The organism is Kitasatospora sp. NPDC040550, assembly GCF_055594965.1.
Map to the genome: position 1 here is coordinate 227,441 of NZ_JBVIWC010000005.1, position 13,282 is coordinate 240,722.

At 74.6% G+C, this 13,282-nt stretch carries 12 protein-coding genes; 9 read left to right on the plus strand and 3 right to left on the minus strand.

Annotated features, from left to right (window positions below; genetic code table 11):
- Window positions 1–29 precede the first annotated feature (29 nt).
- The 7 genes from ACZ58X_RS10635 to ACZ58X_RS10665 all read left to right on the plus strand — a co-directional run bounded on the left by ACZ58X_RS10635 (window position 30) and on the right by ACZ58X_RS10665 (window position 8,269).
- Window positions 30–1,601, plus strand: a complete 1,572-nt coding sequence (locus ACZ58X_RS10635) for an alpha/beta hydrolase (RefSeq protein WP_470333282.1) — start codon at window positions 30–32, stop codon at window positions 1,599–1,601.
- 40 nt (window positions 1,602–1,641) lie between these two features.
- Window positions 1,642–2,298 carry a mycothiol-dependent nitroreductase Rv2466c family protein gene (locus ACZ58X_RS10640; RefSeq protein ID WP_470333283.1) on the plus strand — a complete coding sequence of 219 codons (657 nt, stop codon included), beginning with the start codon at window positions 1,642–1,644 and terminating at the stop codon, window positions 2,296–2,298.
- A 223-nt stretch (window positions 2,299–2,521) separates the two neighbouring features.
- Window positions 2,522–4,510 (plus strand): ATP-dependent zinc metalloprotease FtsH, encoded by a 1,989-nt coding sequence (ftsH, locus tag ACZ58X_RS10645; RefSeq protein WP_470333284.1) that lies wholly within the window; start codon window positions 2,522–2,524, stop codon window positions 4,508–4,510.
- A 61-nt stretch (window positions 4,511–4,571) separates the two neighbouring features.
- A complete protein-coding gene (gene nadE / locus ACZ58X_RS10650) occupies window positions 4,572–5,411 on the plus strand; it encodes an ammonia-dependent NAD(+) synthetase (RefSeq protein WP_470333285.1) in 840 nt (279 codons plus the stop codon).
- Window positions 5,412–5,650: 239 nt separating this feature from the next.
- Window positions 5,651–6,118 carry an SAM-dependent methyltransferase gene (locus tag ACZ58X_RS10655; protein WP_470333395.1) on the plus strand — a complete coding sequence of 156 codons (468 nt, stop codon included), beginning with the start codon at window positions 5,651–5,653 and terminating at the stop codon, window positions 6,116–6,118.
- A 3-nt stretch (window positions 6,119–6,121) separates the two neighbouring features.
- Window positions 6,122–6,895 (plus strand): SDR family NAD(P)-dependent oxidoreductase, encoded by a 774-nt coding sequence (locus ACZ58X_RS10660; protein ID WP_470333286.1) that lies wholly within the window; start codon window positions 6,122–6,124, stop codon window positions 6,893–6,895.
- A gap of 168 nt (window positions 6,896–7,063) precedes the next feature.
- The gene (locus ACZ58X_RS10665) at window positions 7,064–8,269 is read left to right on the plus strand and encodes a glycosyltransferase (protein ID WP_470333287.1); all 1,206 of its coding nucleotides are present in this window, start codon (window positions 7,064–7,066) and stop codon (window positions 8,267–8,269) included.
- A gap of 29 nt (window positions 8,270–8,298) precedes the next feature.
- Here ACZ58X_RS10665 and ACZ58X_RS10670 read toward each other — a convergent pair whose 3' ends face one another.
- The 3 genes from ACZ58X_RS10670 to ACZ58X_RS10680 form a co-directional block, all read right to left on the minus strand.
- A complete protein-coding gene (locus ACZ58X_RS10670) occupies window positions 8,299–9,057 on the minus strand; it encodes a hypothetical protein (RefSeq protein ID WP_470333288.1) in 759 nt (252 codons plus the stop codon).
- A 223-nt stretch (window positions 9,058–9,280) separates the two neighbouring features.
- Window positions 9,281–11,011, minus strand: coding sequence for a DUF885 domain-containing protein (locus tag ACZ58X_RS10675; RefSeq protein ID WP_470333289.1), 1,731 nt, complete (start codon window positions 11,009–11,011; stop codon window positions 9,281–9,283).
- A gap of 274 nt (window positions 11,012–11,285) precedes the next feature.
- Complete coding sequence (locus ACZ58X_RS10680; protein WP_470333290.1) at window positions 11,286–11,705, minus strand: DUF5997 family protein; 420 nt, start codon at window positions 11,703–11,705, stop codon at window positions 11,286–11,288.
- Window positions 11,706–11,762: 57 nt separating this feature from the next.
- On the opposite strand from ACZ58X_RS10680, the gene ACZ58X_RS10685 reads away from it, so the two are divergent.
- Window positions 11,763–12,575, plus strand: a complete 813-nt coding sequence (locus ACZ58X_RS10685; protein WP_470333291.1) for a LysR substrate-binding domain-containing protein — start codon at window positions 11,763–11,765, stop codon at window positions 12,573–12,575.
- 73 nt (window positions 12,576–12,648) lie between these two features.
- Window positions 12,649–13,230: a DUF421 domain-containing protein gene (locus ACZ58X_RS10690; RefSeq protein WP_470333292.1), complete on the plus strand. Its 582-nt coding sequence runs from the start codon at window positions 12,649–12,651 to the stop codon at window positions 13,228–13,230.
- Window positions 13,231–13,282: the final 52 nt, after the last annotated feature.

Consider the following 13,282-nt stretch of genomic DNA (forward strand, 5'->3'; position numbering starts at 1 on the left):
CCCGGCCAACCCGAGAGGTGGACCGTCCCATGCCCTCCGTCGTCCGCGGCGCCGGCGCGCTCGGCCTGGCCGCGCTGCTGCTCGCCCCCGTCTCCGGTTGCCAGGGCGGCGGCCCGTCCGCCGCCGAGCCCGCGCCCACCTCCCCGGTCAGCGGTGCGAGCGGCGGCGGCCTGGCCGCCCAGCGGCTGGACTGGCGGGCCTGCCCGGCCCCGAGCGCCGCGCAGGGCGGTGGCACCGCGCCGGCGAGCGACTGGGAGTGCAGCACCCTCAAGGCCCCGCTGGACCACGCCAAACCCGACGGGGGGACCATCGACCTGGCGCTGATCCGCACCAAGGCCAAGGACGAACAGCACCGGCTCGGCTCGCTGCTGTTCAACTTCGGCGGCCCCGGTGCCTCGGGAGTGGCCACCCTGCCCGCGCTGGCCGCCGCCTACGCCTCCCTCAACACCCGCTACGACCTGGTGAGTTTCGACCCGCGCGGGGTCGGCGACAGTGCCGGGGTGAAGTGCCTGGACGACCGGGCGGCGGACGACAACGCCGCCGTCGACAGCACCCCGGACACTCCCACCGAGGTCAAGGCCCTGGACGACAGCAACGCCCGGTTCGCCGCCGCCTGCGAGCGCAACTCCGGCGCGGTGCTGCCCTACGTGGACACCGAGAGCGCGGCCCGGGACCTCGACCTGATGCGCCAGGTGCTCGGCGACCAGAAGCTCTCCTACTTCGGCATCAGTTACGGCACCCAGCTCGGCGGCGTCTACGCGCACCTGTTCCCGCAGGAGGTCGGCCGGGTCGTGCTGGACTCGGTGGTCGACCCGACGAAGGACCCGGAGCAGAGCGCGCTCGGCCAGGCCCAGGGCTTCCAGCTCGCCCTCGACGACTTCATGAAGGCCTGCGCCACCCAGGACGCGGCCGCCTGCCCGACCGGTGGCGGCGGCGCCGAGGGCACCGCGCGGATCACCGACCTGCTGCAGAAGCTGGCCCAGTCGCCGCTGCCGACCAGCAGCGGCCGGAAGCTGACCGAGGGCCTGGCCGTGACCGGCATCGCCGGTGCCCTGTACAGCCAGCAGACCTGGCCCGCGCTGGCCTCCGGGCTCACCGAGGCGATGCAGGCGGGCACCGGCGACACCCTCCTCCAGCTCGCCGACTCGCTGAACGGGCGCGACCCGCAGGGCCACTACAACAACCTCAACGCGGCCAACCGGGCGATCAGTTGCGTGGACGCGCGGCAGCGCTACTCCGACCAGGACGTGACCCAGCAGCTGCCGCAGTTCCGCGCCGCCTCCCCGGTCTTCGGCGCCTTCACGGCCTGGGGCCTGACCGGCTGCACCGGCTGGCCCGTCCCGGGCAAGGCCGACCACCCGGAGGTGGCCGCCCCCGGCGCCGCGCCGATCCTGGTGGTCGGTACCACCGGGGACCCGGCCACCCCGGTCGAGGGCGCCCGCACCATGGCCCAGCAGCTGGGCGCGGGCGTCGGCGTCACCGTCACGCTCAACGGCGAGGGGCACGGCGGCTACAACACCGGCAACCCGTGCTTGAAGAAGACTGTTGACGCCTACCTGCTGGACGGTACGGTGCCTGCGGACGGGACCACCTGCAGCTGAGAAGTGGCCCACTGCGGCAGTATTCGATTGGCCCTGCGGAATGGTCCAATCGCCCCCTAAGATCATCCGTGTGAACACGCGAGCGAACGAGAACGCCCCCAAGGTCGACTTCTACTTCGACCCCGTCTGCCCCTTCGCCTGGATCACCTCCCGGTGGATCCTGGAGGTCGCCCGCCAGCGCGAACTCGACCTCACCTTCCGGGTGATGAGCCTGTCCGTGCTCAACGAGGGCCGCACCGACCTGCCGGAGCGCTACCAGCGCCTGATGACCACCGGCTGGGGCCCGGTCCGGGTCTGCATCGCCGCCGCCGAACAGCACGGCGAGCACGTGCTGCGCGACCTGTACACCGAGCTCGGCACCCGCTTCCACGACCAGGACCGTGAGGCCGACGACACCGTCATCCGCGAGGCCCTGGTCGCCGCCGGGCTGCCCGAGGAGCTCGCTGAGGCGGCCAACAGCACCGCGTACGACATCGCGCTGCGCAAGAGCCACCACGAGGGCATGGACCCGGTCGGCGAGGAGGTCGGCACCCCGACCATCCACGTGGACGGCACGGCCTTCTTCGGCCCGGTGCTGAGCGCCATCCCGCGCGGCGAGGACGCGCTGCGGGTCTTCGAGGGCGTCCGGCTGCTGGCCGGCTACCCGAAGTTCTTCGAGCTCAAGCGGACCAGGACCGGTTCGCTCGACTTCTCCTGATCCTGACCGGCTCCCGCCGCCCCACCACCGCCACGGGCCACGCTCCGGGACGGGGGTGGGCGGCGTGAACTCGCGGCCGGGCAGGCTGCCGGCCGGGCAGGCGGCGTTCCGCCGGTACCTGCTCGGGCTCCCGTCCGGGGCCGGACGGGTCGACCATGGAGGGGTGGGCGCCGAGCCGGGGCCCGGCTGAGTCCCGGCGGCGCCCGAGAGGCGGTGAGCGTGGATGATCGTCCGAATGCGCCCGGGTGCCGCCCGCCACGCCGCGACCCCGCCCGGCGGCAAGGGCCCGGGCCCCGGCGGCTGGGGCGGCCCCGGCGGCCCCGGCCGCGGACCGGGGCAGCGCCCCGGCGGCACCCCGCCCAAGCCGCCCCCGCCCGCGCTGCGCCGCTGGCTGCTGCCGGTCGCCGTGCTGCTGACCCTGCTGCTCCTGGTGCTGCTCGCCAAGCCCGCCGCGACCGGCCCCCGCTACGGCTACACCGACCTGCTCAACCGGGTCGACACCGGCCAGGTGCAGACCGTGGACGTCAGCGACACCGGCGGCGTGTCCGGCACCCTCAAGGACGGCACCCGGTTCACCAGCCAGATCCCCACCGCCCTGGACACCTCCCAGCTCAGCAAGGCGCTCTCCGACCAGCACGTGAACGTCACCGGCAGCCGGTCCGGTGGCAGCTCCATCTGGTCGACCCTGCTGCTGTTCCTGCCGCTGCTGCTCTTCGGCGGGCTGTTCCTCTGGTCCGGCCGGCTGGCCGCGCGCTCGCTCGGCGGCGGGCTCAGCGCCATCGGCCGCTCCCGGGCGAAGATCATCGAGGCCGAGCGGCCCGCCACCGGCTTCGCCGACGTCGCCGGCTACGAGGGGGTGAAGCAGGAGGTCAGCGAGGTGGTCGACTACCTGCGCAGCCCGGAGCGCTACGCCGCCGCCGGGGCCAAGGGGCCACGCGGAGTGATCATGGTCGGCCCGCCGGGCACCGGCAAGACGCTGCTCGCCCGGGCGGTCGCCGGCGAGGCCTCGGTGCCCTTCCTGTCCGTCACCGGCTCCGGCTTCGTCGAGATGTTCGTCGGCGTCGGCGCCTCCCGGGTCCGCGACCTGTTCGACGAGGCGCGCAAGCGCGCGCCGTCCATCGTCTTCATCGACGAGATCGACGCCGTCGGCGGACGCCGCGCGGGCGGCACCCGGATCGGCGGCAACGACGAACGCGAGCAGACCCTCAACCAGCTGCTCTCCGAGATGGACGGCTTCGACCAGAGCACCGGCATCGTCGTCATCGCCGCCACCAATCGGCCGGACGCCCTCGACCCCGCCCTGCTGCGCCCCGGCCGCTTCGACCGGCAGGTCGTCGTGCCGCTGCCCAACCAGGCCGAACGGGCCGCCATCCTCGCCGTGCACACCCGCGGCAAGACCCTCGCCCCCGACGCCGACCTGGACCGGATCGCCCGCGGCACCCCCGGCTTCTCCGGGGCCGACCTCGCCAACCTGGTCAACGAGGCCGCCATCAACGCCGTGCGCGCCGACCGGTCCACGCTCACCGCCGCCGACCTCGACGACGCCCGCGACCGGGTGCTGCTGGGCCGCCGGGAGTCCTCCAACGCGCTGCTGCCCGAGGAGCGGCACTCCGTCGCCGTCCACGAGTCCGGGCACGCGCTGATGGCCGCGCTGTGCGAGCACGCCGACCCGGTCGCCAAGGTGACCATCCTCCCCGCCGGGGTCGCCCTCGGCGCCACCGAGCAACTCCCCGAGGCCGAACGGCACCTGTACAGCGAGAGCTACCTGAACGACCTGCTCACCGTGCAGCTCGGCGGACGCGCCGCCGAACTGGTCGTCTTCGGCGAGGGCTCCACCGGCGCCGCCAACGACCTCGCCAACGCCACCTCGGTGGCCACCCGGATGGTCCGCGAGTTCGGCCTCTCCCCGGACCTCGGCCCGGTCGGCTACTCCAGCGGCTCCCCGCAGTACCTCGGCGACCACCCCGACGACCTGCTGCGCCGCCCGTACTCCGAGCAGACCCAGCACGCGGTGGACGAGGCGGTGGCCGGGCTGCTCCGCGGCGCCGAGCGGCGGGCCCTCGGCCTGCTGCGCGAACACCGGCACCACCTGGACGAGTTGGCGGCCCTGCTGGTCGCCCAGGAGACGGTCGACGGCAAACTGGTGCTCGACATCCTGCGGCACCCGGCGCCCGGGGCGGACGGGAGCGGGGGCGGCGGGACGGCACCCTGAGGCGGGGCGCGGTGCGGCCGGGGTGGATGATGGCGTGGTACCGACCCGAAGGAGCCCGACCATGACCGAAACCCTGCCCGCGGCCGTCCAGCGCGAGATCGCCCTGGCCCTCGGAGTGGTGCCCGTCACCGACCCCGCGAAGGAGGCCGAGCGCCGGATCGCCTTCCTCGCCGACCAGCTGCGGGCCTCGGGCGCCCGCACCCTGGTGCTGGGGATCAGCGGCGGCGTGGACTCCACCACCACCGGGCGGCTCTGCCAGCTCGCCGTCGAGCGGCTGCGCGCCGAGGGGCACCAGGTGGCCTTCACGGCCATGCGGCTGCCGTACGGCGTCCAGGCGGACGAGGCGGACGCCCAGCGGGCCCTCGACTTCATCCGGGCCGACGAGGTGCTGACGGTCGACGTCAAGCCCGCGACCGACGCCGCCTTCGACGCCCTGCTGACGGCGGGCGTCACCTTCCGCGACCACGCCCACGAGGACTTCGTGCGCGGCAACGTCAAGGCCCGCCAGCGGATGGTCGTCCAGTACGCGGCCGCGGGGGCGAGCGGCGGCCTGGTGGTCGGCACCGACCACGCGGCCGAGGCGGCCGTCGGCTTCTTCACCAAGTTCGGTGACGGAGCGGCCGACGTGATGCCGCTCTCCGGTCTGACGAAGCGTCAGGTCCGCGCGGTGGCCGCCCACTTGGGCGCGCCCGAGGAGCTGGTCGGCAAGGTCCCCACCGCGGACCTGGAGAACCTCGCCCCCGGCAAGCCCGACGAGGACGCCCTCGGTGTCGAGTACGGCGACCTGGACGACTTCCTGGAGGGCCGCCCGGTCAGCGAGCAGGTCTTCGACACCGTCCTCGGCCACTACCGCCGCACCGAGCACAAGCGCGCCCTGCCGGTCACCCCGGGCCAGGCGTGACCGAGCCGCTGCACGTGCCCCTGCCGGGCTCCGGCGGGCGGGTGCTGCGGGCGCACGACCTGATCGCGATGGCGGCGCGGCCGGCGGCCTGAGCCCCGGAGCGTCGGACGGCCCCGGTGGGGGGCCGGCGCGGCGAACAGGGCCCGCCCAGGCCCCGCCCCCCTTGATCGTTCCCGTGTGCGGCTCGCTACCGTACCGGGTGGAGCGTTCGACGTCGAAGGGGAGACGGCATGGCGGACATGACGGTGCGTCCGGTGGCCCACGTGGTGGGTGGCCGGAAGGACGTGCGGGACGACGGGTGGGGCGGTGTCGCGGCGGTGATCCGGCTGGACGCCGGGCAGTTCACCGAGGAGGCGCTGTACGGGCTGGCGGACTTCTCGCACCTGGAGGTGGTCTACCGCTTCGACCGGGTCCCGGAGGAGAGGGTCGAGACCGGCGCCCGGCACCCGCGCGGCAACACGGACTGGCCGCTGGTGGGCATCTTCGCCCAGCGCGGGAAGAACCGGCCCAACCGGCTCGGGGTCTCGCGCTGCGAGCTGGTCCGGGTGGACGGGCTGGACCTGCACGTCACCGGCCTGGACGCGGTGGACGGCACGCCGGTGCTCGACATCAAGCCGTACCTGGCCGAGTTCGGCCCGCGCGGTGGGCTCCGGCAGCCCGCGTGGTCGACCGAGCTGATGCGCGCCTACTACGACGGGGAGCTGTGAGCGGTGACGGAGCGCCGGCAGCGGCTCGCGGTGGTGTCCGGCGGCGGGACGGGGATCGGGCGGGCGATCGCCGCCCGGCTGGCCGGGGACGGGTGCCGGGTGGTGGTCCTGGGGCGCCGGGCCGCCGTGCTGGAGGAGGCCCGGGCGGCGATCGAGCGCACGGCCGGGCCGGGGTCGGTGGTGCCGCTGGCGGGTGACCTGGCGGATCCGGCGGCGGTTGAGCGGGTGGCCGCCCGGATCGCCGAACTCGGCCCGGTGGACGTGCTGGTGAACAACGCGGGCGCGATCATCACCCCGCCCGAGGACGACGGCCTGGCCGCGCTGGCCGCGTCCTGGCGGCGGGACCTGGACACCAACCTGCTGACCGCCGTGCTACTGACCACGGCGCTCCAGGGGGTGTTGCGCCGGCCCGGCGGGCGGCTGGTGGTGATCAGTTCGGCGGCCGCCCAGCGCGGTGGCGCGGGCCCGCACTCGGCGGGCTCGTACGCGGCCGCGAAGGCGGCGCTGCACGGTTGGGCGTTCGGCCTGGCGCGGCAGTTGGGGCCGGACGGGATCACGGTGAACGTGCTGGCGCCGGGCTACGTGGCGGACACCGAGATCTTCGGCGCGGACCGGAACGAGGAGTTCCACGCCCGGAAGGTCGCCGACACCCTGGTCGGCCGGGCCGGCACGCCCGGGGACGTGGCCGAGGCGGTGGCCTACATCGCCTCGCCGGCGGCCGGCTACCTCACCGGGCAGGTGATCGGGCTGAACGGGGGCGCGGTGCTCGGCAGATGAGCCGTTCATCGGACGTCTACCACGGCTGCCTACGGTGAGCCCCGTACGAACCGGGCCCGACCACAGGAGTCTCCGCTGTCCAGGATCATCACCACCGCCCTGCCCGCGCACGGGCACGTCAGCCCGCTGCTGGCCATCTCCGCCGACCTCGCCGCGCGCGGCCACGAGGTGGTCTTCCTCGGCGGCTCGCGCTTCGCGGAGGCGGCCGGGCGGGCCGGGGTGCGCTTCGCCGCACTGCCCGCCGAGGCGGACTGGGACGACCGCGACCTCGACGGGTCCTTCCCGGGGCGGGCAGAGCTGCCGCCCGGCCCGGAGCGGATCGCCTTCGACGTGCGGCACGTCTTCCTCGACCCGGTGCCGCACCAGTACCGGGCCCTGCTCGCGCTGCTGGCGGAGTTCCCGGCCGACGCCGTGGTCGCGGACGCCTTCGTCCAGGGCGTGCTGCCGTTGGCGCTCGCCCGCCCGAGGGCGGAGCGCCCGGCGCTGATCGGGGTCGGGATCACCCCGGCGATGCTGCCGAGCGCGGACACCGCGCCGTTCGGGCTGGCGCTGCCGCCGCTGCCGGGGGAGGAGGGGCGGATCCGCAACCGCTCCTTGCAGGAGGAGATGGACCGGCGCGGCGAGCCCTTGCAGCGGTACGCGGAGAAGGTGTTCGCGGAGGCGGGCGTCCAACTGCCGCAGGGGCCGCGCGGGCTGGCCCAGGTGACGGTGCCGGACGGGTACCTCCAGCTGACCGTGCCGGGCTTCGAGTACCCGCGCTCCGACGCGCCCGCCTCGTACCGGCTGATCGGCGCGCTGCCGGGGAACGTCGGCGAGGAGTGGCCGCTGCCCGGGTGGTGGGCGGAGGTGACCGGTGAGCGGCCGGTCGTGGTGGTGACCCAGGGGACGCTGGCCAACGACGACCTGGGCGAGCTGGTCGCCCCGACGGTCCGCGCGCTGGCGGACCGGGACGTGCTGGTGGTGGCCGCCACCGCCCGCCCGGACGGGCCGCGGGCGCTGGCCGAACTGCTGGGCGGCCGGCTGCCGGAGAACGTCCGGGCCGCCGGGTACGTGCCGTTCGACCGGCTGCTGCCGCACACCGACGTACTGGTGAGCAACGGCGGTTACGGCGGGGTGCAGACCGCGCTGCGGTACGGGGTGCCGGTGGTGGTGGCCGGGGCGAGCGAGGACAAGCCGGAGGTCGCGGCCCGGGTGCAGTGGGCCGGTGTGGGGCTGGACCTGCGCACCGGCCGCCCGGCCCCGGAGGCGGTCGGCCGGGCGGTGGAGCAGGTGCTCGCCGAGGGCCGGTTCCGCGAACGGGCCCGCGCGCTGGGGGCGGAGCTCGCGGAGTACCGGCCGTTCGACACCATCGCCGAGCTGGTCGGCTCGCTCTGAGCCGGACCGAACGGTTCGGTCCGGGCCGGTCAGTCCCCGTCGGCGTCCGGCTCCGTGGTGGGCGTGGCGGCGGCCCCGCCCTTGCTGATGCCGAGCTTGGCCTCGGCCGTCGTCCAGTCGGCGGCGATCGCCTGCTGGGCGGCGGTCAGGGTGACCTGGCCCTTGCAGATCGCGGTGTGCAGGTGGGTCTCCACCGAGTCCTTGGGGTTGTTCGGGCCCTTGCCCGGGACGTGGCCGGGGGAGGGCGGCTGGACCCACAGGTTGCGCGGGTCGTTGGGGTCGCCGCCGAGCTGGAGGCTGATCAGGTGGTCGTACTCGGCGTCGCCCATCGGACCGGTGTAGCCGTAGGACCTGGCGTTCTCGGTCTTCTCCTTGCCGGTGACGTTCACCGGCGGGCGGATGGTCGAGGTGTAGCCGCCCGGCTTGCAGATGGTGTCGTTGATGTTGCCCTGGTTGACCGCCGGGCTGATCGCGCCCGGGGTGCAGTTCGGGTCGGGCAGCGGCTGCTTGTCCGCCGTGTAGTGGTAGTGGCAGCTGCCCGCCGCGGGCTGCGGCTGGGCGTCGTAGGAGCTCTTCGGTCCGGGGCCGGTCACGATCGCGGCCGGGACGGGCTGGGCGGCGTCGCCCGGGGCCGCCGGGGCGGAGCCGTGGGCGCTGCTGCTGTGGGAGGAGGCCTTGCCGCCGGAGCCGTCCTTGGCGGTGTGGCCGCCGCCGGACGAGCAGCCTGCGGCGGCGGCGAGCAGGACGGCCGCGGCTATGGCGAGTGCGCCTCGGGCGGGTGCCGGCACGGAGTTCCTCCAGGTCGTTGCGGGTGGCACGGGCGGCCGGTCGACGAAGCTGCCGAGGGCCGCGCCAGCGGACACTACCGTGTCGAGGGGGCCGAAGGGGTGACGCCGCGTCCGGCGCGGGAGGACTGTCGCGGGCGTGCGGAATCGTTTTCGCACTCCTGCCGGGTGGCGTCCCCCCGCGTCCCCCCACCGGCGGGACGCCACCCGGGCACCGGCCGGACCGTCAGACCGACCGCAGCGCCGTGATCCAGTCGCTGATCAGGTCCTCCAGCACGCCCAGCGGCAGGCTGCCGTGCCCGATCACCTCGTGGTGGAACTCCCGCACGTCGAAGAGCCCGCCGAGCGCGGCCTGCGCCCGCTCGCGGTGCCGGACGATCTCCCGACGCCCGATCAGGTACGCGGTGGCCTGGCCCGGCCAGGCGATGTAACGGTCGATCTCGTTGCGGACGTTGGCCTCGGGGGTGGCGGTGTTGTCCCGCATGTAGGCCATCGCCCGCTCCCGGGACCAGCCGTAGTGGTGCAGCCCGGTGTCCACCACCAGGCGTACCGCGCGCAGGGCGTCCATCGAGAGCATGCCGAAGCGGGACAGTTCCGAGCTGTACAGGCCCATCTCGTCGGCCAGGCGCTCGGTGTACAGGCCCCAGCCCTCGACGTGCGCGGTCAGCTGGCCGCTCGGCTGCTGCCGGAACCGCGGCAGCTGGTGCAGGGTCCGTGCGATCGCGAGCTGGAGGTGGTGGCCGGGCACGCTCTCGTGGAAGGCGATCGCCTCGTACTCGTAGCTGAACCGGCTCTCCGGGTTCAGCGTGTTGATCCAGTGGGTGCCGGGCAGCCCGCCCGGGCCCGGCGGCTGGTAGTAGGCCAGCGGCGCGGTCTCCGCCTCCAGCGGGTCGATCTCCCGGGTCACGCAGTCGGCGATCGGGTACGGGCGGAACCAGTCGGCCGAGGCGCGCCGGGCGCGGTCCAGGGCGCCGTCCACCAGGGCGACGATCTCCGCCGCGCTGCCGAAGCGCAGCGAGCGGTCCTCGCGCAGCGCGGTCAGCACGGCGTCGGTGCCGTTGATGCCGAGCACCTCGGCGCCCAGCTCGGCGAACTCCTCGCGCAGCTCCGCGACCGTCTCCAGGCCGATCCGGTGCACCTCCTCCGGGCCCAGCCCGGGCCGGGTGAAGCGGGCGACGGCGTCGGCGTAGCCCTCGGTGCCACCGGGCACGTGGCAGACCCCGGCCTCGGTGTCCGGGCGGGCGGATGCCGCCAGCCGGTGGGCCAGCCCGGCCCGGTAGCGGGCCACGGCCGGCCGGACGCCGTCGCGCAGGATTGTCCGGGCCCGCTCGAACTCCGGGCGGCCCTGGAGCGGGCGCAGCAGCTGGTCGGCGGTCGGGTCGGCGGCCAGGTAGCCGTCCAGCTGGGTGATCGCGGCGTCCACGCCGCTGCGCAGCGGGTGCCGCCCCTCGGCGGCGGCGTCCAGGCCGACCTGGAGGACGGCGTCGAAGTAGCCGGGCAGGCCGGCCAGCCGCTCCAGGTAGGAGTCGGCGCCCTCCTGGTCGACGGCGGTCATGGCGAGCGAGCTGAACACCGTGTTGTGCGGCGCGACGATGGTCGCGGAGACGCTGAAATCGGCCAGCCCGTGGGTGATCCGGCCGCAGTTGTTGTCGATCAGCCGGGCGAGCACCCGGTGGGTGGTGCGGTCCTCGCCGGTCAGCCCGTCCAGCGGGATCGCCGCCAGCCGCGCGCCGAGGCCCTGGAGCACCTCGCGGTGGCGCAGCGCGGCCGCGCGGGACGGGTCGGGCACCTCGTGGGCGTAGCCCCCGGTGCCGGCGAGGGTGGCCTCGAAGGGGTCGTGGTCGTTCTCGGCGGTGAAGAACTCCTCGGCGAGGGCGGCCAGTTCGCCCTGCTCGGCTGAGTCGGCCCGCTGGGCTGAGTCGGCCTGCTGGGCTGGGTCGGCGGGCTGGGCGGTCAAGGGTCGCTCCCGGGTCCGGTGTGGTCAGTCGACACGGGTTTACCTGGGGTGCCCCGATCGGCCTGATTATTCGGAGTCGGCGACGGCGCGGTCAATACGCGGCGGCGGGAAAGGAGTTCCGTCCGTTCGTGGTGAACGCGCCGTCGACCCGGCGGATTTCAGTGGTCCGCCGACGCCTGCGGGCCGCCGGGCATGACGGTGCCGGCGTCCGTCCTCCCTGGACGAACGCCGGCACCGGTGGAGCGAGGGGGTCGAAGGCCGGCCCCCGAGGGGCTCAGCTGCCCTGGTTCTCCTTGGCGGCCTTCTCGGCGGCCTCCTTCTCGTGCTTCGCCTTGATCCGGGCGGTCTCCTTGCGGAGGTCCACCTGGTTGGCGCGCTCGTGCTGGAGCCACAGCGGGTTCTCGGCCTTGATGGCGTCGACCTCGGCGGTGGTCAGCGCCTCGGTCACGCCGCCGCGGGCCAGGCCCGAGATGGAGATGCCGAGCTTGGCGGCGATCACGGGGCGCGGGTGCGGGCCGTTCTTGCGCAGCTCCAGGAGCCACTGCGGCGGCTCGGCCTGCAGCGCGTTGAGCTCCTCGCGGGAGACCACGCCCTCCTGGAAGTCGGTCGGCGCGGCTGCGAGGTAGATCCCCAGCTTCTTGGCCGCCGTGGCCGGCTTCATGGTCTGGCTGGTCTTCTGCTTGAGCGATGTCATGGAACAAGGGTAAGGGAGTGCGCGGGCGCTTCCGGTCACGGTCGGTAGCCTTGCCCTGTGACAGACATGCAGGTGAACCCGCCCTTCCGGCTCGCGTACGTCCCGGGTGTGACCCCCGGCAAATGGGCCCGGGTCTGGGTCGAACGGCTTCCGGACGTGCCGCTCGACCTCGTCGCGGTGCCCTCCACCGACGGCGAGCGGACCTTGCGCGAGGGCGCGGTGGACGCCGGACTGGTCCGGCTGCCGGTCGACAAGGACGTGCTGAGCGCGATCCCGTTGTACACCGAGACCACCGTGGTGGTCTTCCCCAAGGACCACTGGCTGGCCGCCGCCGAGGAGGTCGCCCTCGACGAGCTCGCCGACGAGGTGGTCTTCCACCCGTTGGACGACACCCTCGGCTTCACGGCCGAGACCCTGCCCGGGCGCCCGGCGATCGCCCGCCCGGACACCACGGCGGACGCGGTCGAGCTGGTGGCGGCCAACGTCGGCGTGCTGCTGGTGCCCCAGTCGCTGGCCCGGCTGCACCACCGGCGGGACCTCACCTACCGGCCGGTGCCGGAGGCGCCGCAGTCGCAGGTCGCGCTGGGCTGGCCGCAGGAGCGGACCACGGACCTGGTGGAGGAGTTCATCGGGATCGTCCGGGGGCGCACCGTCAACAGCTCGCGCGGCCGCGGGGCCGGGCAGCCGGCCGAGGCCCAGCCGAAGAGCCAGCCGAAGAAGGCGGCGGCGCCGCGGAAGCCGCAGCAGCAGAAGGCCGGCGGCCAGAAGGCGGGCGCGCAGAAGGCGGGCGGCCAGCGGACCGGTGCCCAGAAGGGCCGGGGCGGCGGCCCGGCCGCGGCCCGGCGGGGCAAGCCGAAGCGGCGCTCCTGACCGTCGCCGGGGAGTAGCGTCGGCCCCGTTCCGGACGGTCGTTCCGGAGCGTCCTGGTGGGAGGAGCGGGGCCGTGTGGCATGACCTGGTGGTCGTCCAGATTCCGATCGTGGAGAAGATCCTCCGGACGATCGCCGTCTACGTGCTGATCCTGGTGCTGTTCCGGCTGGCCGGGAAGCGCGGGCTGGCGGGGCTGAACACCTTCGACATGGTGGTGGTGTTCCTGCTCTCCAACGTGGTGCAGAACGCGATCATCGGCAACGACAACAGCCTGCTGGGCGGTGCGATCGGCGCCGTCACCCTGATCGCGGTGAACGCCGGGGTCACCCGCTGGCTGGCCCGCGACCCGCGGGCCGCGCGGATCCTGGAGGGGGCGCCCACCACGGTGGTCCGCGACGGCCGGCTGGTGCCCGGCGCGCTGCGCGAACTGGCGCTGCGCCCGTCCGAGCTGGAGCACGCGATCCGGGTGCAGAACGGCGACGCCGTGAGCGACGTGGCGCGGGCCCGGCTGGAGCCGGACGGGCAGCTGCTGGTCACCCTCCGGGAGGCCGAGCGGAGTGCCACCAAGGGCGACGTCGACGAGCTGCGGGAGCGGCTGGCGGCGATCGAGCGGCTGCTGACCACGCTCGCCGAGGAGCGCCGCCCGCCGCGCTGACCGCCGCGCTGACCGCCTCCGGACCCCGCCGCCCGCCGGCCCCGCCCGCTGC